This is a genomic window from Pseudomonas sp. Bout1, assembly GCF_034314165.1.
Lineage (GTDB): Bacteria > Pseudomonadota > Gammaproteobacteria > Pseudomonadales > Pseudomonadaceae > Aquipseudomonas.
The window spans coordinates 6,153,686-6,173,875 of the sequence record NZ_JAVIWK010000001.1 but is presented as its reverse complement, the minus strand read 5'-3'; the positions used below and the strand labels follow the sequence as shown (position 1 = coordinate 6,173,875).

At 62.3% G+C, this 20,190-nt stretch carries 20 protein-coding genes; 10 read left to right on the top strand and 10 right to left on the bottom strand.

Annotation, left to right across the window (positions count from 1 at the left end; all coding sequences use genetic code 11):
• The first annotated feature begins 264 nt into the window (after positions 1–264).
• Positions 265–1,407: a DUF6515 family protein gene (locus RGV33_RS28590; protein WP_322147677.1), complete on the top strand. Its 1,143-nt coding sequence runs from the start codon at positions 265–267 to the stop codon at positions 1,405–1,407.
• On the opposite strand, the gene RGV33_RS28585 is transcribed toward RGV33_RS28590, so the two are convergent.
• Positions 1,404–2,297, bottom strand: a complete 894-nt coding sequence (locus RGV33_RS28585; RefSeq protein WP_322147676.1) for a cation diffusion facilitator family transporter — start codon at positions 2,295–2,297, stop codon at positions 1,404–1,406. The genes RGV33_RS28590 and RGV33_RS28585 overlap by 4 nt on opposite strands.
• A 15-nt stretch (positions 2,298–2,312) precedes the next feature.
• Entirely contained in the window at positions 2,313–2,732 is a 420-nt protein-coding gene (locus RGV33_RS28580; protein ID WP_322147675.1) for a polyribonucleotide nucleotidyltransferase, read from the bottom strand.
• A gap of 177 nt (positions 2,733–2,909) precedes the next feature.
• Between RGV33_RS28580 and hrpB the strand changes: the two genes are divergently transcribed.
• Positions 2,910–5,417 (top strand): ATP-dependent helicase HrpB, encoded by a 2,508-nt coding sequence (gene hrpB, locus RGV33_RS28575; RefSeq protein WP_322147674.1) that lies wholly within the window; start codon positions 2,910–2,912, stop codon positions 5,415–5,417.
• A gap of 120 nt (positions 5,418–5,537) precedes the next feature.
• Here the strand turns inward: hrpB and RGV33_RS28570 are convergent, their stop codons facing one another.
• Complete coding sequence (locus RGV33_RS28570) at positions 5,538–6,626, bottom strand: endonuclease/exonuclease/phosphatase family protein (RefSeq protein ID WP_322147673.1); 1,089 nt, start codon at positions 6,624–6,626, stop codon at positions 5,538–5,540.
• Positions 6,627–6,667: 41 nt separating this feature from the next.
• A complete protein-coding gene (locus RGV33_RS28565; protein WP_322147672.1) occupies positions 6,668–7,327 on the bottom strand; it encodes a YciC family protein in 660 nt (219 codons plus the stop codon).
• 179 nt (positions 7,328–7,506) lie between these two features.
• Between RGV33_RS28565 and RGV33_RS28560 the strand changes: the two genes are divergently transcribed.
• The 3 genes from RGV33_RS28560 to RGV33_RS28550 all read left to right on the top strand — a co-directional run bounded on the left by RGV33_RS28560 (position 7,507) and on the right by RGV33_RS28550 (position 9,519).
• Complete coding sequence (locus tag RGV33_RS28560) at positions 7,507–8,277, top strand: DUF2076 domain-containing protein (protein WP_322147671.1); 771 nt, start codon at positions 7,507–7,509, stop codon at positions 8,275–8,277.
• Between the two features lie 129 nt (positions 8,278–8,406).
• Positions 8,407–8,883: an NYN domain-containing protein gene (locus RGV33_RS28555; protein WP_032861784.1), complete on the top strand. Its 477-nt coding sequence runs from the start codon at positions 8,407–8,409 to the stop codon at positions 8,881–8,883.
• Between the two features lie 24 nt (positions 8,884–8,907).
• Entirely contained in the window at positions 8,908–9,519 is a 612-nt protein-coding gene (locus RGV33_RS28550) for a PolC-type DNA polymerase III (RefSeq protein ID WP_017476222.1), read from the top strand.
• A 363-nt stretch (positions 9,520–9,882) separates the two neighbouring features.
• Here RGV33_RS28550 and RGV33_RS28545 read toward each other — a convergent pair whose 3' ends face one another.
• Entirely contained in the window at positions 9,883–10,344 is a 462-nt protein-coding gene (locus RGV33_RS28545; RefSeq protein WP_322147669.1) for an Lrp/AsnC family transcriptional regulator, read from the bottom strand.
• 161 nt (positions 10,345–10,505) lie between these two features.
• Here RGV33_RS28545 and yedA point away from each other — a divergent pair, with 161 nt between their 5' ends.
• On the top strand, positions 10,506–11,402 hold the full coding sequence (gene yedA / locus RGV33_RS28540; RefSeq protein ID WP_322147668.1) for a drug/metabolite exporter YedA: 897 nt from the start codon (positions 10,506–10,508) through the stop codon (positions 11,400–11,402).
• 48 nt (positions 11,403–11,450) lie between these two features.
• The gene (locus RGV33_RS28535; protein ID WP_322147667.1) at positions 11,451–12,782 is read left to right on the top strand and encodes a DEAD/DEAH box helicase; all 1,332 of its coding nucleotides are present in this window, start codon (positions 11,451–11,453) and stop codon (positions 12,780–12,782) included.
• A 105-nt stretch (positions 12,783–12,887) separates the two neighbouring features.
• Here the strand turns inward: RGV33_RS28535 and RGV33_RS28530 are convergent, their stop codons facing one another.
• Positions 12,888–14,120 carry a TIGR03862 family flavoprotein gene (locus RGV33_RS28530; protein WP_322147666.1) on the bottom strand — a complete coding sequence of 411 codons (1,233 nt, stop codon included), beginning with the start codon at positions 14,118–14,120 and terminating at the stop codon, positions 12,888–12,890.
• A 172-nt stretch (positions 14,121–14,292) separates the two neighbouring features.
• Positions 14,293–15,213 carry a histone deacetylase gene (locus RGV33_RS28525; protein WP_322147665.1) on the bottom strand — a complete coding sequence of 307 codons (921 nt, stop codon included), beginning with the start codon at positions 15,211–15,213 and terminating at the stop codon, positions 14,293–14,295.
• Between the two features lie 76 nt (positions 15,214–15,289).
• Between RGV33_RS28525 and RGV33_RS28520 the strand changes: the two genes are divergently transcribed.
• Genes RGV33_RS28520 through RGV33_RS28510 form a run of 3 tightly spaced genes read left to right on the top strand, consistent with a single transcriptional unit; the run spans position 15,290 to position 17,354 of the window.
• A complete protein-coding gene (locus RGV33_RS28520; RefSeq protein WP_322147664.1) occupies positions 15,290–15,859 on the top strand; it encodes a GNAT family N-acetyltransferase in 570 nt (189 codons plus the stop codon).
• Positions 15,860–15,900: 41 nt separating this feature from the next.
• Positions 15,901–16,770, top strand: a complete 870-nt coding sequence (gene tesB / locus RGV33_RS28515; protein ID WP_010174840.1) for an acyl-CoA thioesterase II — start codon at positions 15,901–15,903, stop codon at positions 16,768–16,770.
• Positions 16,767–17,354 carry an HAD family hydrolase gene (locus tag RGV33_RS28510; protein ID WP_322147663.1) on the top strand — a complete coding sequence of 196 codons (588 nt, stop codon included), beginning with the start codon at positions 16,767–16,769 and terminating at the stop codon, positions 17,352–17,354. Before tesB ends, RGV33_RS28510 begins: the two co-directional genes overlap by 4 nt.
• Positions 17,355–17,518: 164 nt before the next feature.
• Here the strand turns inward: RGV33_RS28510 and RGV33_RS28505 are convergent, their stop codons facing one another.
• The 3 genes from RGV33_RS28505 to RGV33_RS28495 form a co-directional block, all read right to left on the bottom strand.
• Positions 17,519–18,496, bottom strand: a complete 978-nt coding sequence (locus tag RGV33_RS28505; protein WP_322147662.1) for an alpha/beta hydrolase — start codon at positions 18,494–18,496, stop codon at positions 17,519–17,521.
• Positions 18,497–19,387: a neutral zinc metallopeptidase gene (locus tag RGV33_RS28500; RefSeq protein WP_322147661.1), complete on the bottom strand. Its 891-nt coding sequence runs from the start codon at positions 19,385–19,387 to the stop codon at positions 18,497–18,499.
• Between the two features lie 225 nt (positions 19,388–19,612).
• Positions 19,613–20,029: a hypothetical protein gene (locus RGV33_RS28495; RefSeq protein ID WP_322147660.1), complete on the bottom strand. Its 417-nt coding sequence runs from the start codon at positions 20,027–20,029 to the stop codon at positions 19,613–19,615.
• Between the last annotated feature and the right edge of the window lie 161 nt (positions 20,030–20,190).

Genomic DNA, 20,190 nt, shown 5'->3' with positions numbered 1-20,190 from the left:
CACTGCAGCCCGCTCATACCGCCGGCTGCGGCCGCCAACCCCACAGGGTTGCCCCGGCCCCCGGGCTGCACACTGTCCACAAGACGGCGTGAGGTGAGCCAACGTCAAAAGCGTTGAGCCAGGACGAAGTTCTCAAGGGGCGACCGACGGGTCGCCCCTTTTTATTGCCTGCGAAAATAGTTCTCGTGACTGATAACCTGTCGCAGAACCGGGCCGCGGTTTTCCAGTCTTACGTGTAGGCCCTAATCCGCAGTGAGGAATAGCATGAAGCGCATCTGGCGTTTGGCAGGTGTTGGTTTGCTGATGGTAACCGTTGGTGCGCAAGTGATGGCCGACGAACAGCCACGCCCTGAAGGCGGTGGCCAGCATGAAAAAGGCCCGGAAGGGCATCCGGGAAATAATCAGCCGCGGCCGCAGAACAACCAGCCTCGCCCGCAAAATAATCAACCGCGTCCTGAAGCTCCTCGCCCGGAGAACAATCAGCCACGCGTGCAGAACCAGCATTTCGAAAACAATCAGCCACGGCCACAGAATCAGAACGCCGAGCGCCCGAATGGGGGTGGCCAGTGGCAAGGTCATCCGCAGGGCAGCCCACAGCAACCGCCGCACCCGGCGCCTCAACCGCAACCGGCCAATAACCTGCCGATACAGGGTCGCCCGGATACCGTGCGCCAGACCCAGGAACCCCGTCCAGGCAACTACCAGGACATTCCGCGTCGCAACGACGGCAACCAGCATTGGCAAGCCGGCAATGGCGGCCAGGGTGGCCAAGGTGGTCCCGGCCGGCCCGGGTTTAATGGCGGCAACGGCGGTGGCAACAACCATCCCAATGATCACCGCTGGCCAGGCCGCCCCGATGGGCACGGCAATGGCTGGGGCCCTGGCCCGCAATACCGTCCGGGTTACACCGTCGACCGCTTCCCAGACCGCGACTACCGCGTGCCGTATCGTGGCCAGGACTACTTCTTCTCGGGTGGCTATTGGTACCGCCCACAAGGCCCGCGCTACGTCGTAGTGGCGCCACCTTACGGGATTCGCGTGCAATACCTGCCGGACTACGCCCGGGAAGTGTGGGTAGGGAGCGCGCTGTTTTTCCTCGCCGCCGGCGCCTATTACACCTACGAAGAAACCAGCCAGCAGTACGTGGTGGTGCAGCCACCACCGGCCGCACCAGCACCCCAGCCGGTGCCTCAGGGCAATGGTTACGACGTGGTGGCTTACCCGGCCAACGGCCAGTCACCGGCGCAAGTGCAGCAGGACGGCTATGACTGCTATCGCTGGGCCGTGCAACAAAGTGGTTTTGACCCACGTACCGTCACCTACGCCCCAGACCCGGCTGTGGTGCAAACCTACCGCCAGGCCCAGGGCAACTGCCTGAGCAGCCGCGGGTATCAGGTGCAGTATTAGGCCTTCGCCCCCTTGACCACTTCCTGCGGGTCGGCGTGCACCAGCACTTCGGCTCGCGGGTAGGCTTTGTGGATGGCATCGGCGGCCTGGTCGCTGATGCCATGGGCCACCGACAAACTCAATTCCCCCGGCAATTCCAGGTGCAACTGCACAAACCAGTGGCTGCCGGAAATCCGCGTGCGCAAGTCATGCGCGCCCAGCACGCCGGGCACACTGCACGCCAACTCCAACATGTGCTGGCTGACATCCGGCGGCAGTTCCTCATCCATCAACACCGAAAAGCTTTCCCGGGCGATCTGGATCGCACTCCACAAAATGTAGGCCGCGATGCCCAGGCCGAACCACGCGTCGACCTGATGAAAACCAAACGCCGCCAGCACCAGTGCCACCAGGATGCTGCCATTGAGCATCATGTCTGAGCGGTAGTGCAGCGAATCGGCGCGGATGGCGTTCGAGCCGGTTTCGCGGATCACCCGGTATTGCAGGATCAGCAACGCTGCCGTCAGCGCCAGGGACAGAATGATCACCCCGATGCTCAACCACGGCGCGCCCACCGGCTCCGGATGCTGCAAGCGCTGAAAGGCCTGGAACGCGATCAGCACCGCACTGCCGGCGATAAACAGTGCCTGGGCCATGCCTGACAGGGATTCTGCCTTGCCGTGGCCATAACGGTGATCGTCATCCGCCGGGCGCAGTGCGTAGTGCACGGCCAGCAGGTTGAGCAGCGAGGTGACGCCGTCGAGCAGCGAGTCGGTCAACCCGGCGAGCATGCTCACCGAGCCACTGAGCCACCAGGCGATGGCCTTGGTCACAATCAGCACACAGGCCACGCCGACGGAAGCACGGGTGGCCAGGCGCAACAGCCGGGCGTGTTCGGGACTGGTGGTCATGGGGCGGGTCAGTCCTTATGCAGCGGGTTGCAGGCCCAGGGAGGCGAGTTGTTGCACGCTGCCCTTGAACTGGATCATGCGCGGGTCGTCCAGCGGCAGGTTACGCCCGGTTTCTTTCTGGATGATGGTTTGCAGCTTGGCGTTATCGACCTTGCCGTCGGCGCCGATGGCTTGCTGGAGTTTTTCCGGGGCCACCTGGGCGGTCTTGCCGGGCTCGAAGTAAATCGCGCCGGTGGCGAAGTCGACACCAAAGGCGATCAGGCCCGGGATCACGTAGAACAGCAGGCCGACCGCATCGAGCACGGCAATTGCCGGGTCGATCTTGCCGTCGATCTGGCCACGGCGGTCGGGGTAGAAAATCGAACCGCACGCCGTCAACTGGCTTAACAGGGTGACGGCCAGAACACCGCCGATGATACGGGAAGCAACACGCATGGGACTCTCCTTGAACATAATGAAAGTGACTATAAGCCAGTCTACAAGGCGACGATGATCAACGGTGGGAGCTCCCACCTTTGACCGCATTCCAGTCAGGACGGGGCCGTGTCGTTGAGACCACCACCGACACCCGGCAGTTCGCCGTTATACTCGCCGCTCTGCTTTGGAGCCAGTATGAATTCGTTGCCAATCGATGATGTTTTACCCGCCCTGCGTGACGCCTTGGCGAGGCGCCATGAGGCCGTGCTCGAAGCACCGCCCGGCGCCGGTAAAACCACACGGGTGCCGTTGGCGCTATTGAATGAACCCTGGCTGGCCGGGCAGACCATCCTGATGCTCGAACCCCGACGCCTGGCCGCCCGCGCCGCGGCAGAAAGACTGGCCAGCGAACTGGGGGAAAAGGTCGGCGAAACCGTCGGCTACCGCATTCGCCTGGACAGTAAAGTCGGCCCCAACACCCGTATTGAAGTGGTCACCGAAGGCATCCTCACCCGCCGCTTGCAGGATGACCCGGCGCTGGATGGCGTGGGCTTGTTGATCTTCGACGAGTTCCACGAGCGCAGCCTGGACGCCGATCTGGCGCTGGCCCTGAGCCTGAACGGTCGGGACCTGTTTCGCGACGAGCAGCCGCTGAAAATCCTGCTGATGTCCGCCACCCTGGAAGGCGAGCGCCTGGCCAGCCTGCTGGACGACGCACCGATCCTGCGCAGCGAAGGGCGCATGTACCCGGTGCAGATGCGCTGGGGGCGGCCGTTTCAGCCTGGCGGATTTATCGAGCCACGGTTGGTGCAGACCATCCTTGAAGCCCTGAACGATGAAACCGGCAGTGTGCTGGTATTCCTGCCGGGGCAGGCCGAGATTCGTCGGGTCAATCAGCAATTGGCTGACGCCTTGGGTAGTAACACCAATGTGCTGCTGTGCCCGTTGCATGGCGAACTGGACCTGGCCGCCCAACGCGCCGCCATCGACCCGGCGCCCGCCGGCCAGCGCAAAGTGGTGCTGGCCACTAATATTGCCGAGACCAGCCTGACCATCAACGGCGTGCGCGTAGTGATCGACGCCGGGCTGGCGCGGGTCCCGCGTTTTGACCCGGGCAGCGGCATGACCCGTCTCGACACTCAGCGCATCTCCCGCGCCAGCGCCACCCAGCGTGCCGGCCGGGCAGGGCGCCTGGAGCCGGGCGTGTGTTATCGGTTGTGGTCCGAGGACCAACATGAAGGGCTGGCGGCGTATTCCAGCGCGGAAATCCTCTCGGCAGATCTCGCAGGCATGGCCCTGCAATTGGGCCGCTGGGGCGTGGCGCCCACGCAGTTGGTGTGGCTCGACGTACCGCCCACCGCCGCTTATGCACAGGCTCAGGATTTGCTTGAGCGATTGGGCGCCTTGAACGACACCAAGCTGACTGCCCACGGCCAGAAAATGGCCGGGTTACCGGCGCATCCGCGCATCGCTCATTTGCTGCTGCGTGGCCAGGATTTGGGCCTGGCGAACATGGCCTGTGATGTCGCGGCACTGCTGGGTGAGCGCGATATCTTGCGCGGTGCCGGTGCGGATCTGCACAGCCGCCTGGCGCTGTTATCCGGCGAAGAAAAGGCCCGTGGCACCCAAGGTGGCGTGCAGCGCGCCAAGCAACTGGCCCGGCAATACCGTGGCTACTTAAGAGCAAAGGCCGGGCAACCGGTTGCCGATCCTGATCACCCGCGTTGGCTGGGTGCATTGCTGGCGCTGGCCTACCCGGACCGTGTTGCCCAGCAACGGCGTGTCGGCGGGGCTGAATACCGTCTCGCCAACGGTCGTGCGGCGCTGTTCGCCGAAGCCGACAGTTTGATGAAACAACCCTGGCTGGTGATTGCCGATTTGGGCAGCCGCCAGGGGCAGCGCGAAGAACGGATCTACCTCGCGGCGGATTTTGATCCGGCGCTGTTTGATTCGGTGCTGGCCGAACAGGTGCGCAATGTCGACCAACTCGATTGGGACGAGCGCGAAGGCGTGCTGCGCGCCGAGCGTCAGCGCAAGGTCGGCGAGCTGGTACTCAGCCGCGAACCGCTGACCGGCCTCGACGAGTCCGCCCGCAGCCAGGCGCTGGTCAACCTGGTACGACGCAAAGGCCTGGAACTGCTGCCCTGGACCCCGGAACTGCGCCAATGGCAGGCGCGAGTCATGTTGCTGCGTCACCTGGATACCGGCAAGGCCAGTGAATGGCCAGATGTCAGCGACAGCACCTTGCTCGCCAGCCTGGAACACTGGTTGATGCCTTACCTGGGCAAGGTGTCGCGCCTGAGCCATTTCGCCAATCTGGATATTGCGAGCTTCCTGCATAACCTGCTGCCGTGGCCGTTGCCGCAGCGCCTGGACGAGTTGGCGCCGCATCATCTGAAGGTGCCGTCGGGCTCGTCAGTGCGTCTGGACTACAGCGAGCAACCGCCGATTCTGGCGGTGCGCCTGCAGGAATTGTTCGGGCTGGCGGATACGCCACGAATTGCCGGCGGGCGGCAGGTGGTCAAGCTGCACCTGTTGTCACCGGCAAGGCGCCCGGTGCAGGTGACGCAGGATCTGGCGAACTTCTGGCGCAGTACGTATGCCGAGGTGAAGAAGGATTTGAAGGGGCGGTATCCCAAGCATTACTGGCCGGATGATCCATTGATCGCTGAACCTACGGCTCGGATCAAACCAAGAAAGTAAGCGCGATGAAGATCAAATGTGGGAGCTGGCTTGCCTGCGATGCAGGCAGCTCGGTTTTCAGTGGCACCGCGGCGATGCTATCGCAGGCAAGCCAGCTCCCACACCATTTTGCAGTGCTAGTTACTGCGCGGCAGGCAACAGGAACCGCGCAATCACCGGCAAATGATTGGAGATGCGCACGGTATCGCTCTGGCGCACCTTGCTCTCCACCTTTTTGATCCGCGAGCTGTAGAACAGGTAGTCCAGCGTACGATCCGGCCCCTCTACTGTCGGGTCATTCGGGAAATACGTCAGCCACTGGTCCCGGTCAATCCCGCTGGATTGGCTGTTGCTCGGGATCATCGGGTATTTTTCCCACAGCAGATGCAGCTCGCTGTCCGGCGAATACTGCCCGCGCTTGCCGGCATCCAGGCGCAGGAATTGCCCCAGCGGCAACAGGTTGAAATCCCCACCCATCAGCCATGGCGTGCCACGGCTTTCGAATTTATCCACCAGCTTGACGGTCGCCTGCACCTGTTCCAGCACGGCGTTGTGCCCCGGGGCCGTGCCGTCCAGGCGAGTATTGAGCACGGCCAACTGGCCGCCATCGCTCAACGGCAGGTAGGTCAGCAACAACGCGGGCTTGGCCTGGAACTGCCGGCTGATCAGGTTGGTACGCGCCACCGGCAATTGCAGGCGCTCGGCGTGTTCGATCTGGTAGCGGCTCATGGTCACCAGCTTGCGGCCGACGCTGCCGAAGATATGCAGGTCGGGCACGAAGTCGGCTTTCCAGTCGAATGCCTGGGCGCTGCACGGGTACAGGTCGGCCAGGCGCTCCTGGAGCAAGGCCAGTTGGTCCTGGTAGCTGGAAGGCTTGGCGCCTTCGTCGACTTCCTGCAACAGCAGGATGTCTGGCTGCTCGTCGCGGATCACCCGCGTCACTTCGTCGAGGCTTGCGGCCATGTCTTCAACGGTGGGGCGGTCGTCCGGGCCGCTGCCGTCCGGGGTGTCGTACCAGAACACGTAGTTCTTGCCCGCCAGGTACTGCACGTTCCAGGTCATCACCTTGAGGGCCTGGCCCGGCGACAGGGTCGGCGCTCGGGGCGCGACGCAGCGGATGGGCAGGGTTTCCTTGGCGTCAGGGCGCCAGGTCAGGCTGTAGATCAAGCCGGTCAGCAGGGCCGCAAGCATCAGCAGGCCCAGCAAGGTAATGCGCAGTAATCGGGTCATCGGCTCGGCTTATGGCGTTGCAGGACAAGGCCCGGAGCATATCACCGCGCGTCGGCGTCGCCACCAATCAACATGAACAGGCGGAACAACACCACGCTTGTGAACAATTGCAGGAAGCTTTGTGCGCTGTCGATCAGCAGGCCCAGCAGCGGATTCGGGTCTGGGTAGACCGCCACACTGGCACCTTTGAGCAGCCACAGCGGGGTCATCACGCACAGCAGGCACACGAGGATGCGCCAGAAGTGCCCCCGGGTCAGGCGCAGGCTTTCTTTCATGGCCGACAGCGCCGACATGCCGCGCAGCACCAGCAGGTACTCGGCGAAGGCCAGCACCACCATCAGCCACAGGCCCGGCAGGAAATACAGCGACAGGCCCAGCAGGATCAGCAGCGTGCTGACCGCCGTCAGCAAGGCAAACCGCGGCCACAGGCTCAAGGCCATGGCGAGCACGTCCAGGGTGCGCGGCGATTCGCCACGAGTACGGGCGTCGAGGAACAGGATCAGCGCGCCGGTGTACAGCGGATACACCAGCAGCCCGACGATCACGCTGTAACCGGGAAACGCGTCAGGGCCGAGGGTGTGGTCGAGCACCTGTTGCAGCAGCGCTTCGAGAATCACCAATGGCAGGCACAACTGCACGATGGCGCCCAGGTTGCGCTTGAAAAAGAAGAAGGAGTCGCGCAGTACGTCTAACGGATTCATCAGGGTCTTCACAGGCCGAAAAGCAAGGGCGTTACTTTAACCGATCATGACCAGATGCAAGCAAACGTAAACCTTACGTAAAGGCTATTGAAACAATCAGTAACAGCCCCATAACTAGGCTGTACCTTGCACATCGTGCGCAAGGCGAAGATTTCTACCGGCAATCTAACGAGGTCGCCATGAACAGCGAAGAGCAAACCCTGATCGACGGACTGTTTTCACGGTTGCAGCAAGCCGAAACGGACTCAGCCCCCCGCGACGCCCAGGCCGAAGCGCGGATCAAGGAACACGTCACTCGCCAACCGGCCGCTGCGTACTACATGACCCAGTCGATTCTGGTGCAAGAGCATGCGATCAAGAGCCTTGATGCGCAGAACAAGCAGCAGGCCGAGCAGATCCAGCAATTGCAGGACCAACTGCAACAGGCCAAGTCCCAGGCGGCGCAGCCTGCACCGAGCAGTGGCGGTTTCCTGTCGAGCATCTTTGGCGGCGGCTCCCGCGACCCACAACCCACCCAGAGCGCACCTGCGCCGTCGGGCGGTGGCTGGCGTGAGCCGGCGCGTCCGTCGTTTGGCGGGCAACCTGCACCGCAGCTGAACTATGGCGCCCCGCAGCAGAATTACCAGCAGCCACAACAGGCACCCGCAGCGCCAATCGGCAGCGGCTTCCTTGGCGGCGCACTGAAAACCGCAGCCGGCGTGGCCGGTGGTGTGATGCTGGCAGAAGGCATCAGCAGCCTGTTCAGCCACAACTCGCAACAGCCGCAAGTGGTTGAAGAAATTATCCGCGAAGAGCCGGCCCCGGCGAGCGACAACAGCAACTGGGGCAACGACGACCAGAAATTCGCCGGCAATGACAGCTGGGGCAGCGACAACTCATCTGACAGCTTCGCCGACAACGACTATTCCGACGACTCCTCCTCCTTTGGCGACGACGATTCCTTCGTCTGACCCCCACTCGACCGGGGCGCTTCGTCGCCCCGGGCTGATTTTTCTCGGAAACTTCCGTGTGGCTGGCATACTGGCAACCTTTCCGAGCCCTTGAGCTTGGGGTCCATGCGCGTGTCATGAGGATTTGCGGTGAAAAAGATAGCCGTGTTCGCCGACGTACAAAACCTCTACTACACCGTGCGCCAGGCGTACGGCTGTCACTTCAACTACGCCGCCCTGTGGGCTGACATCAGCCAGCGCGGGCAGATTGTCGAAGCGTACGCCTATGCCATCGACCGTGGCGACAGCAAGCAGCAGCAATTCCAGCAGATCCTGCGCAACCTCGGTTTTACCGTGAAGCTCAAGCCCTACATCCAGCGCAGCGACGGCTCGGCCAAGGGCGACTGGGACGTGGGCATCACCATCGACATCATGGACGCCGCCGCCCATGTCGACGAAGTGGTGCTGGCCTCCGGCGACGGTGATTTCGACATGCTGCTGGACCGCATCATCCACAAGCACGGCGTCGAAGCCGTGGCCTACGGCGTACCGGGGCTGACGGCCAACTCATTGATACGCGCCGCCAGCCGCTACGTGCCGATCGAAGGCGCGTTGTTGCTTAAATAGTTTTTTGACGGAGTTGGAACAGGTTTGGAACGTATAGCGGTCATCGACTTTGAAACCACCGGCATCCAGCCGAGCAGCAGCTGCCGGGCCACGGAAATCGCCGTGGTCATCCTAGAGCAGGGCCAGATCGTGGACCGCTACCAGAGCCTGATGAACGCCGGCGTGCGCGTGCCGGGGTTTATCGAGCAACTGACCGGCATCAGCAACGCCATGCTGCGCACCGCGCCGTCGGCGGAGCGAGTGATGAACGAGGTGAACGAGTTTGTCGGCACCACGCCGTTGCTGGCGCACAACGCCGCGTTTGACCAGAAATTCTGGGATTTCGAGCTGGGGTTGATCCGACGTACCCGTTTGCAGAAGTTTGCCTGTTCGCTGTTATTGGCGCGGCGCTTGATGCCGGCGGCGCCGAATCACAAGCTGGGCACGCTGACCTCATTTGCCCAACTGCCCCACACCGGCAAAGCTCACCGGGCGATGGCGGATGCGGAGATGGCGGCGAACCTGACCGCTCACCTGGCCCAGGAACTGCGCCGCACCCATGGGTTGCGGGAGTTGTCACACGAATTGCTGTGCAGCTTGCAGAAGGTTCCGGCGGCGAAGATCAATGATCACCTGAAGAAGCATCGCGGGTTCTGATTCCTGCACCATTCCCTATGGTTGGATACTTTCTGTGAAGAGGGGCCCCCTGTGGTGATGGGGCTTATTGTGGGGGGCTTGTTGTGGCGAGAGGGCTTGTTGTGGTGAGAGGGCTTGTTGTGGTGAGGGGGCTTGTCCCCCGTTGGGCCGCGAAGCGGCCCCCTCTCAAAACCCCGCTATTTATCTGAAAAACCTCGGTGAGCTTTCTGAAGCTACCGCCCGTACCAGGGCATCTTCGAAAAAATGAAAGTGGTGAAGCTACTGACGTCATCGCAGGCAAGCCCAGCTCCCACATTTGAGCGCGCCGCCTGGGCTGGATGCGATCAAAGGGTGGGAGCCGGGCTTGCCCGCGATGGCGATAGATCACCCACCACTCCTCCCATTCCCTTCCAACTGCCCCAACGGCACCCGCCGCTCTATCGCGCTCGACAAGATGATCGAGGTCTTGCTGAACCCGAACTTCGCCACCCGGTTAATCAGGCTCTCCAGCTCCGGCATCGAACCCACCGCCGCCTGCATGATCACGCACGGATCCCCGGTCACCCGATGGCATTCGGTCAACTCCGGAATTTCCGCCAGCGCGTCGTAAACCTTCTGGCTCCCATGATTGGTCAGGCGCAACTCAATCACGCACTGGATCGGCAACCCCACCTTCGACAGGTCGACCTTGGCCTGGTACCCGGTAATCACCCCGCTGGCTTCCAGCTTCGCCACTCGCTCGGCCACGGCAGGTGCCGACAGGTTCACCGTGCGCGCCAATTGCGCGTAGGACGCGCGGCCGTCGTCCAGCAGGGCGCTGAGAAGCATGCGGTCGTATTTGTCCATGATAAGGCTCCTGGAACACGTGGCTTTCGAATCCACGGTTTATAGCCTTGATAACCATGTTTTGAAAAGTGTACTGGCGCTTTAAACAGGTTTTGTAACTTATGTTTACTGCCGGGGATTTCTAAAATAACGCTCCTTTGTCCTGCCGCAGAGCTTGCCCAATGCCTGGCCCACGTCGCTTTCCCTTACCGTTGATCGCTGCCTTTTTTGCGTTGTACGTGATCTGGGGGTCTACCTACCTGGTGATTCGCATTGGCGTGGAGTACTGGCCGCCGTTGTTGCTGGCGGGGATTCGCTTCATGACGGCGGGCGCGCTGATGTATGCCTTCCTGCGCTGGCGCGGGGCGCCGGCGCCGACCTGGGTGCAGTGGAAGGCCGCCGCCAAGATCGGCATTTTGCTGCTGACCTTCGGTAACGGCGCGGTCAGTGTGGCCGAACATACGGGTGTGGCTTCCGGGGTTGCCGCGTTGGCGGTGGCGACCGTGCCGTTGTTTACCCTGCTCTGCGGCTATTTCTGGGGCGCGCGTAATACCCGCCTGGAATGGGCCGGGGTAGTGCTGGGGATTATCGGCATCGCCATGCTCAATATGGGCTCCAACCTGCAGTCGAGCCCGAGCGGCGCAGCCTTGCTGATTTTTGCGGCGGCGGCCTGGGCCTTTGGGTCGGTGTGGAGCAAGCACTTGCCGCTGCCCCAGGGCGCCATGGCCAGCGCGGCGGAGATGCTGATCGCAGGTGCGGTGCTGCTGGTGCTCAGTGCCGTCAGTGGCGAACACCTGCAGGCCATGCCGCCGCTGGAAGGCTGGCTGGCCCTGGCGTACTTGACCGTGTTCGGTTCGATTATCGCCTTCAATGCCTATATGTACCTGCTCAAGCATGTGCGCCCGGCCGCAGCCACCAGCTATGCCTACGTCAACCCGGCGGTGGCGGTGTTGCTCGGCATCGTGTTTGTGGGCGAGACCATCGGCACGGAAGAAGCCCTGGCGATGTTGGTGATCATCAGCGCGGTGCTGCTGATCAGCCTGCCACAGTGGCGAAAGCCGAAACCGGTTTTAGGGTAAACTGCGGCGCATTGCGACCTTGCGCTGAACTTTTCCTACGGTAATTCCATGACTTTCGCCACACTTGGCCTGATCGAACCCTTGCTGCGCGCCCTTGAGACGCTTGGCTACCAGACCCCGACGCCGGTGCAGGCGCAAGCCATTCCGGCGGTACTGGCCGGTCGCGACCTGATGGCTGCGGCCCAGACCGGCACCGGCAAAACCGCCGGTTTCGCCGTGCCGCTGCTGCAACTGCTGACCATGGAAGGGCCGAAAGTCAGCGCCAACTCGGTGCGTGCGCTGATCCTGTGCCCGACCCGCGAGCTGGCCGAGCAGGTTCACGCCAGCGTCGCCGAGTACGCGCAAAACTTGCCGCTGACCACTTACGCCGTGTACGGCGGCGTGAGCATCAACCCGCAGATGATGAAGCTGCGCAAGGGCGTTGATGTGCTGGTCGCCACCCCTGGCCGCCTGATCGACCTGTTCCGCCAGAACGCGCTGAAGCTCAACCAGCTGCAAACCCTGGTGCTGGATGAAGCCGACCGCATGCTCGACCTGGGCTTCTCCGAAGAACTGGCGAACATTTACCGCATGTTGCCGAAAAAGCGCCAGACCCTGCTGTTCTCCGCAACCTTCTCCGACGAAATCCGCCAGTTGGCCGGGCAGATGCTGATTGACCCGCTGACCGTCGAAGTCAGCCCGCGCAACGTCGCCGCCAACACCGTCAAGCAATGGGTGGTGCCGGTGGACAAGAAGCGCAAGGCGGAGCTGTTTGTGCACCTGATGCGCAAGGGCCGCTGGAAGCAGGTGCTGGTGTTCGCCAAGACTCGAAACGGCGTGGACGCGCTGGTCGAAAAACTCCAGGGCCTGGGCATCAATGCCGACGGGATTCACGGCGACAAGCCACAAGCGACTCGCCAGCGCGCGCTGGATCGCTTCAAGAGCAGCGACGTGCAGATCCTGGTGGCTACTGACGTGGCAGCCCGTGGCCTGGACATCGAAGACTTGCCGCTGGTGGTCAACTTTGACCTGCCGATCGTGGCCGAGGATTACATTCACCGCATCGGCCGTACCGGGCGTGCGGGCAACACCGGTGAGGCGATTTCCCTGGTGTGTGCCGATGAGGTGAACATGCTGTCGGCCATTGAGATGCTGACCCGTCAGACGTTGACCCGGAATATGGAGCAGGATTTTGAACCGGAGCATCGCGTGCCGGATACCGATGCCACGGGGCAGGTGGTGAAGAAGCCGAAAAAGCCGAAGAAACCCAAGGCCTCCGGTGGCGGCAAGCGCAACCTGGGCAAGTGGGTGGAAAGTGGTGAGGTATCGGTGGCAGAGCCTTCGATCAAGCCGGTGCGCAAGGTGCCTGCGTTCAATACCGGGCCGCGCAAAAAGAAATAAGGTCACTGTGGCGAGGGAGCTTGCTCCCGCTGGAGTGCGCAGCGCTCCCGCTTTTTTGGGGCCGCTACGCAGCCCAGCGGGAGCAAGCTCCCTCGCCACAGGTAATCAGTTGGCGTTCAACCATTCCAATACACCACGCCCGGCGACCTGCCCGCTGGCAAAACACCCCGTCAGCAAATACCCGCCCGTGGGTGCTTCCCAATCCAGCATCTCGCCCGCGCAAAATACGCCCGGTAGTTGCTTGATCATCAGCCGTTCATCCAGCACTTCAAACGGCACACCGCCCGCTGTACTGATGGCTTCATCGATCGGTCGGGTTTTAACCAGCCTCAAAGGCAGCGCCTTGATATCCACCGCCAACTGCGCCGGATCATTGAAATGCTCGGCCGGCGTCAACTCCCGCAACAGCGCCGCCTTTACCCCATCCAATCCCAACTGACTGTGCAAATGCTTGCTCATCGAGCGTGACCCGCGTGGCTTGCCCAGCGCCGCAATCACCTTGTCCAGCGGCTTGCTGGGCAGCAGGTCGATATGCACCGTGGCCGAACCATCCCGGTTGATCGCCTCACGAATCGGCGCCGACAACGCGTAGATCAGGCTGCCTTCGATACCCGTGGCGGTGATCACGCATTCACCCAACCTGGGTTTATCGTCCGCCAACCCGATGGCGACGTTTTTCAACGGTGCCCCGGCGAATTTGCTGACCATCAACTCGCTCCAGGCCGACACCTCGAAGCCACAATTGCTCGGTTGCAGCGCCGCATACGGCACGCCTTCGTCTTCCAGCAGCTTCAGCCAGGCCCCGTCCGAGCCCAGCCGTGACCAACTGCCGCCGCCCAACGCCAGCAGCACCGCATCACCGCGTACGCTTTTGTCGCCTTCGGGGCTGTGGATAAGCAGACTGCCGTCGGCATGCCAGCCCAGCCAGCGATGGCGGGTGTGGATAACTACGCCCTGGTCCCGCAGGCGCTTGAGCCAGGCGCGCAGCAGCGGGGCGGCTTTCATGTCGGTAGGAAATACCCGGCCGGAGCTGCCGACAAAGGTTTCAATCCCCAGCCCGTGTATCCATTCGCACAACGCGTCGGCACCGAACTGACGCAGCAACGGCGCCATGAACGGCGCCCGCTCGGCATAGCGCGACAGAAACGCCGGGTAAGGTTCGGAATGGGTGATGTTCATGCCGCCCACGCCCGCCAGCAGGAACTTGCGGCCCACCGACGGCATGCCGTCGTACAGGTCGACTCGCACCCCGGCCTGGCTCAACACTTCGGCGGCCATCAGCCCGGCGGGGCCGCCGCCGATGATGATGACGTGAGGTGAGGTTTGAGTCTGGGGCATGGGGATAACTGCGGTTCGGCAAAGTAGGCCGAGCATTCTACCCGAGGACGGCGATGCTGCCTGATCAAAAAACGTACAGCGGCTTGCAGGGCACGCAGGTTATGGCGTGCAGGGGCTTTCACTCAGGTTATCCACAGGCAGTTCCACAGCGATTGTGGGTAACGTGCATCACTCAATGACAGCCTGATGACGTCCAGACGCGCTGCGCACTGTGGTGCAGGATCCCGTGGCGACGGGCCAGGGCCGGGCGGTCCTTGCTATAGCCACCGCCGATCACGCCGACCACCGGGATATCGCGGCCCAGGCAGTGACGCATCACGCTTTCGTCACGGGCAGCCACGCCTTCGTCTGTCAGCTTGAGGTAGCCGAGGGCGTCATCCTTGTGCACATCCACGCCCGCGTCGTACAGCACCAGGTCGGGCTGATACAGCGGCAGAAGGTAGTTGAGGGCATCGTCCACCACCTTGAGGTAATCCGCGTCGCCCATGCCCATCGGCAGCGGGATGTCCCAGTCGCTTTCGGCCTTGCGGGCGGGGAAGTTCTTTTCGCAGTGCAGGGACACGGTGATTGCGTCCGGTGTGTCGTGCAGGATGCGCGCGGTGCCGTCGCCCTGGTGCACATCGCAGTCGAAGATCAGCACTCGGTTGACCCGCCCGCTTGCCAGCAGGTAGCGGCTGATCACCGCCAGGTCATTGAAGATGCAGAAACCCGCCGGGTAGTCGTAGTGGGCGTGATGGGTGCCGCCGGCCAGGTGGCAGGCCAGGCCGTGTTCCAGCGCCTGTTCGGCAGCCAGCAGCGAGCCGCCCACCGCGCGTACGGTGCGCCGGGCCAGGGCTTCGCTCCAGGGCAGGCCAAGGCGCCGCTGGTCTTCGCGAGACAACTCGCCACTCATGTAGCGTTCGATATACCCAGGTTCATGGGCCAGGGCCAGAATCTCGGCGGGGCACAGTTGCGGGCGCAGCAATTGGCTGTCCCGGGTCAGGCCGCTCTCCACCAGGTGGTCACGCAACAGGCGGAATTTATCCATGGGGAAGCGGTGGTCCGCCGGGAACTCGGGGCTGTAGTCGTCGTGGTAGATCAGTGGCAAGGGCATGGCGATTTCTGACGGGAACCAGCGACGGATCTTAACAGCGCGTTACACTCACGCACATGGCAAGGGAGGGGGACCAATGGAGCCGATACTGGAATTGGAAAGCGCACGCCTGGTGCTGCGACAGTGGAGTGATGCCGACTTGCCGGAGTTTGCGCGCATGTGCGCCGACCCACAGGTGATGCGTTATTTCCCGGCCACCCTGAGCCGCCTGGAAAGCGCCGCGCTGATCGGGCGCATTCGCGGCCATTTTGCCGAGTATGGTTTTGGCCTGTGGGCCTTGCAGCGCAAGGACAGCGGCGAATTCATCGGCCTTACCGGGTTGCTGAATGTGAGCTTCGACGCCGCGTTCACCCCAGCGGTGGAAATTGGCTGGCGCCTGGCCAGGGAACATTGGGGTTTGGGGTATGCCAGCGAAGCCGCCTGGACCGCCCTGCGCTGCGGTTTTGACCGGCTGAAGCTGGATGAGATTGTCGCGTTTACCACTGAGGCCAATCTGCCATCACAAAAAGTCATGCAGGCCATCGGTATGCATTACGATCCCCAGGCAGATTTTGAACACCCCAAGGTCGCAGCCGATGACCCGGTGCGGCATCATGTGTTGTATCGCATCACCCGCGCCCAATGGTTGGACACGCTGCACGGATAAGCAGCCCGGAATGCCCAATAGATTGTTGTAGGAGATGCTCTATGAGCCAAGTGTTGGAAGATCTGGTGGACCTGCTGACCCTGGAGCCGATCGAAGAAAACCTGTTTCGCGGCCGTAGCCAGGACCTGGGCTTTCGCCAGCTGTTCGGCGGCCAGGTACTGGGCCAGTCGCTGTCGGCGGCGAGCCAGACCGTTGAAGAAACGCGGCATGTGCATTCGCTGCACGGTTACTTCCTGCGCCCTGGCGATGCAGCATTGCCGGTGGTGTATTCGGTGGACCGGGTGCGCGACGGCGGCAGCTTCAGCACGCGCCGCGTGACGGCGATCCAAAAGGGCAACCCGATATTCACCTGCAGTGCTTCGTTCCAGTACGACGAAGAAGGCTTCGAGCACCAGACCACCATGCCCGTGGTGGTCGGCCCGGAAAACCTGCCGTCGGAGCTGGAACTGACCCAACAGCGCGCGCACCTGATTCCTGAGCACATGCGCGAAAAGCTGCTGTGCCCCAAGCCAATCGAAGTGCGGCCTGTAACCGAGAAAGACCCGTACAACCCGCAGCCGTCCGACCCGGTCAAGTACGTGTGGTTTCGTGCGGATGGCGCCTTGGCCGACTCGCCGGCGCTGCACAAATACCTGCTGGCCTACGCCTCGGACTTTGGCCTGCTGACCACCTCTTTGCTGCCTCATGGCAAGACGGTGTGGCAGAAAGACATGCAAGTCGCCAGCCTCGACCACGCGCTGTGGTTCCACGCTGACCTGCGCGCCGATGACTGGTTGCTCTACGCCATGGACAGCCCGTGGGCCGGCAATTCCCGTGGGTTCTCCCGGGGCAGCGTGTACAACCGCGCCGGGCAACTGGTGGCGTCGGTCACGCAGGAAGGCCTGATTCGCCATCGCAAGGACTGGGCATGAGCCTGGGAGATGTGAAGCATTGGGTGTTCGACATGGATGGCACCTTGACCGTGGCCGTGCATGACTTTGCGGCAATTCGTGTAGCACTGGAGATTCCGGCGACTGACGACATTCTTACGCACCTGGCGGCGTTGCCGGCTGATGAAGCGTCGGCCAAGCATGCGTGGTTGCTGGAGCATGAGCGTGAGTTGGCGCTGGGTTCGGTGGCGGCAGTTGGTGCGGTGGAGTTGGTGCGGGAATTGGCCGGGCGGGGTTATCGCCTGGGCATCCTGACGCGCAATGCGCGGGAGCTGGCCCATGTGACGTTGCAGGCGATCGGCCTGGCGGACTGCTTTGCGGTTGAGGACGTGTTGGGGCGCGATGATGCGCCGCCAAAGCCTGATCCGGGTGGGCTGCTGAAGCTGGCTGAGGCGTGGGACGTGGCGCCGCAAGAGATGGTGATGGTCGGTGATTACCGGTTTGACCTGGATTGCGGGCGGGCGGCGGGGACCAAGACGGTGTTGGTCAATCTGCCGGATAACCCGTGGCCGGAGCTGGCGGATTGGCATGCTGAAGATTGCGCGGTATTGCGCCGGATGATTTAGCACCAGCAATGAAGATCAACTGTGGCAGCTGGTTTGTGTGGGAGCCGGGCTTGCCCGCGATGCAGGCACCTCGGTCTTTCAGCTAGGCCGAGGTGATGCTATCGCAGGCAAGCCAGCTCCCACACAAGCCGGCTCCCACATTTTTGATCCGGTTTCTTCAGTGGTTATTGGAACAACACCTTCTGCCCTTCAGGCGAAGTAAACATCCCGTCCCCGTTGTGCCCAACCCCCGGTACTTCAACCAGTTTGTGGCCCAACTGCGGGTGCCGCTGCTTGAGGTAGTCAAAATAGTTGTGCCCGCGAATCAAGCGATACGCGCCCTGGGTTTCAGCCCCACAGCTTTTGTCCAGCGCCGGGTGATTCGGGTCGGTGTCCTGCTGGCCCAGCAGGTAAGTGACGTTGCGCGACACATACGCCTGCTCAAGCTGCTCGGCACTTTGCCCCTTGGCGTAGGCCGGCAGGTTTTGCATGCCGTATTTCCAGTCGTTGAAGCCCGGGCAACTGGCCACATCGAACTTCACCGGCCGCTGTGGGCTGAAGTAGGCGTAGGACGACGGGTTGGCCACCACATAGCGCAAGCTGATGCCCTCGGTTTGCAGCAGTGGGTGATCATGCCCGGTCAGGGCAAAACGCTGCACCACCTGGCCGCCGCCGGAATGGCCGGCCACCACGATTTCCTTCAGGTTGGGGAACAGCTTGCGGTTGCCCAGGTGCTTGATGATCTGGTCCAGCGCGCCGTAGGAGCTGATCTGGCCCGGGCCGGTGGACGGCTCGCCGGCCATCCAGTCATTGCTGTTCCAGCGCAGGGTCTGGCTGTCGATCTGGTTGCGCTTGAGGTCGGTCTGGTTAAGGAATTGCGGCGCAATCACCAGGGTGTTGGTGTTTTGCCCCGCAGCCTGGGCGGCTTTTTCGCCGCTGTCCAGGTAGGTCATCGCGTTGCGCAAGCGGCCATGCACGATGATCAGTGCGCGGGTGACGTGAGGCAGCGGCTGGCGCCAGTCCTGGCTCAAGCCGACGCTGAGGTCGCCAGCGTCCAGGTGGAAACGGTCGGGGCTGACTTCCTTGACGCCATGCTCGGCGGCCCAGGTGGGGGTGGAACAGGTGATCAACAAACCTAACAGCAGACCCAGTCGTTTATTCATTTAAAGGCTCTTGGCGGTAAAGGTATCGCATTGAGTGATCTGGCCCTGGGCGAAGCCGGTCTTGAACCAGCGAACCCGCTGTGCCGAGGTGCCGTGGGTAAACGAGTCAGGCACCACGCGGCCCTGGCCCTGTTGCTGCAAGCGGTCATCGCCAATGGCGTTGGCCGCATTCAGTGCTTCTTCAATGTCGCCGGGCTCCAGCCAGTTCAGGCGCTTTTGCGCACGGTTGGCCCATACGCCGGCAAAGCAGTCGGCTTGCAGTTCCTGGTGTACCAGCAGGCCGCCGTCGCCTTGCATCTGCCGGCCTTGCTGGCGGGCTGCCTGAATCTTCGCTGAGATGCCCAGCAACGTCTGAACGTGGTGCCCGACTTCATGTGCGATTACGTAGGCCTGGGCGAAATCGCCGGCGGCCTTGAAGCGCTGGGACATTTCCCGGAAGAAATCCAGGTCCAGGTACACCTGCTGGTCTGCCGGGCAATAGAACGGCCCGCTGGCGGACGTGGCACCACCGCAGGCGGAGTTCACCCGGCCACGGAACAGAATCAATTTGGGGTTCTTGTAGGTCAGGCCGTTTTCCTGGAACACCTGGGCCCAGGTGTCTTCGGTGTCACCGAGCACCGCGCGCACGAAGTCGGCCTGTTCATCGTTTGCGGGCGGTGCCTGGCGGGTTTGCGGGCTGACGGAGGGCGCTTGCTCGGTGAGCTGGCCACTGAGTTGCCCGAGGATCTGCATCGGGTCCTGGCCGGTCAGCCAGCCGATGCCGACGATCAGTACGATCGCCGTCAGGCTCAAGCCCTTGCCGCCACCAAAGCGCATGCCACCGCCACCGCCGCCACTGTCATCGCGGGCGTCCACCACGTTGTCGCTGCGTCGGCCTTTTTTCCATAGCATGTGGCAATCCTCTTGATGAACCTGCAGCTCAGTGTTGTTGGTGTGTAGGGTTGGCGCCAGTCCGGCTGTCGGTGGCGAGGGGGCTTGCCCCGCGTTGGGCTGCGTAGCCATCCCAATAAGAACACCGAAACCTTCCAGAAAGAACACTTTTGCCTGTTATGGGGCTGCTGCGCAGCCCAACGCGGGGCAAGCCCGCTCGTCACAGGTGAAGGTGTCCAGTTTGTGTCAGTCGCGGCAATAACCTTCGCCGGTATCGACCACCAGGCAATCCTTTTTGTCGGCCAGCCATTTCAGACCGGTGGCTTCGCCGTCGCCGGCGCTGAGGATCTGTGGGCCGTCCGGGCGTTCAAAGGTAATGCCGTCTTCGGACGCTTCGCCCTTGAAGGTGCCGGAGTCATCGTCGTCCAGGCCGTATTTCATGGTCAGTACATAGTGGCCACGGCCGATGCTGTCGTCCTTGGCGATGGTCAGGTTCAGGCCTTCGACGCCGATCCACTTGCCCACCCATTTATCGGTGGGCAGAACTTCTGGTACCAGGGTCGCTTGAACAGACGGCGGGGCCGGCGCTTTGGCGGTTTCGGCTTGCTTGTCGCAGGCACTGAGCAGCGCAAGGGTCGAAAGAATAAACAGAGTTTTTTTCATGGTGCGAAGGCCTTGGTTAAAAAACGCGCAATGGGCGGATGGACGCGGAGCGTTGGACTGGAAAAGCGCAATTTAGTGCGCTGTTCGAACAGTGTTTGGTTATGCTCTTGAGCGAGGCGCGTCACCCGTTCTAGATTATGCCGCGGTATGCGGCGGTCATT

Bases quoted from the DNA above. Each gene is read 5' to 3' on its own strand.
- RGV33_RS28590 (WP_322147677.1), top strand. From the start codon at position 265: ATGAAGCGCATCTGGCGTTTGGCAGGTGTTGGTTTGCTGATGGTAACC.
- RGV33_RS28585 (WP_322147676.1), bottom strand. From the start codon at position 2,297: ATGACCACCAGTCCCGAACACGCCCGGCTGTTGCGCCTGGCCACCCGT.
- RGV33_RS28580 (WP_322147675.1), bottom strand. From the start codon at position 2,732: ATGCGTGTTGCTTCCCGTATCATCGGCGGTGTTCTGGCCGTCACCCTG.
- hrpB (WP_322147674.1), top strand. From the start codon at position 2,910: ATGAATTCGTTGCCAATCGATGATGTTTTACCCGCCCTGCGTGACGCC.
- RGV33_RS28570 (WP_322147673.1), bottom strand. From the start codon at position 6,626: ATGACCCGATTACTGCGCATTACCTTGCTGGGCCTGCTGATGCTTGCG.
- RGV33_RS28565 (WP_322147672.1), bottom strand. From the start codon at position 7,327: ATGAATCCGTTAGACGTACTGCGCGACTCCTTCTTCTTTTTCAAGCGC.
- RGV33_RS28560 (WP_322147671.1), top strand. From the start codon at position 7,507: ATGAACAGCGAAGAGCAAACCCTGATCGACGGACTGTTTTCACGGTTG.
- RGV33_RS28545 (WP_322147669.1), bottom strand. From the start codon at position 10,344: ATGGACAAATACGACCGCATGCTTCTCAGCGCCCTGCTGGACGACGGC.
- yedA (WP_322147668.1), top strand. From the start codon at position 10,506: ATGCCTGGCCCACGTCGCTTTCCCTTACCGTTGATCGCTGCCTTTTTT.
- RGV33_RS28535 (WP_322147667.1), top strand. From the start codon at position 11,451: ATGACTTTCGCCACACTTGGCCTGATCGAACCCTTGCTGCGCGCCCTT.
- RGV33_RS28530 (WP_322147666.1), bottom strand. From the start codon at position 14,120: ATGCCCCAGACTCAAACCTCACCTCACGTCATCATCATCGGCGGCGGC.
- RGV33_RS28525 (WP_322147665.1), bottom strand. From the start codon at position 15,213: ATGCCCTTGCCACTGATCTACCACGACGACTACAGCCCCGAGTTCCCG.
- RGV33_RS28520 (WP_322147664.1), top strand. From the start codon at position 15,290: ATGGAGCCGATACTGGAATTGGAAAGCGCACGCCTGGTGCTGCGACAG.
- tesB (WP_010174840.1), top strand. From the start codon at position 15,901: ATGAGCCAAGTGTTGGAAGATCTGGTGGACCTGCTGACCCTGGAGCCG.
- RGV33_RS28510 (WP_322147663.1), top strand. From the start codon at position 16,767: ATGAGCCTGGGAGATGTGAAGCATTGGGTGTTCGACATGGATGGCACC.
- RGV33_RS28505 (WP_322147662.1), bottom strand. From the start codon at position 18,496: ATGAATAAACGACTGGGTCTGCTGTTAGGTTTGTTGATCACCTGTTCC.
- RGV33_RS28500 (WP_322147661.1), bottom strand. From the start codon at position 19,387: ATGCTATGGAAAAAAGGCCGACGCAGCGACAACGTGGTGGACGCCCGC.
- RGV33_RS28495 (WP_322147660.1), bottom strand. From the start codon at position 20,029: ATGAAAAAAACTCTGTTTATTCTTTCGACCCTTGCGCTGCTCAGTGCC.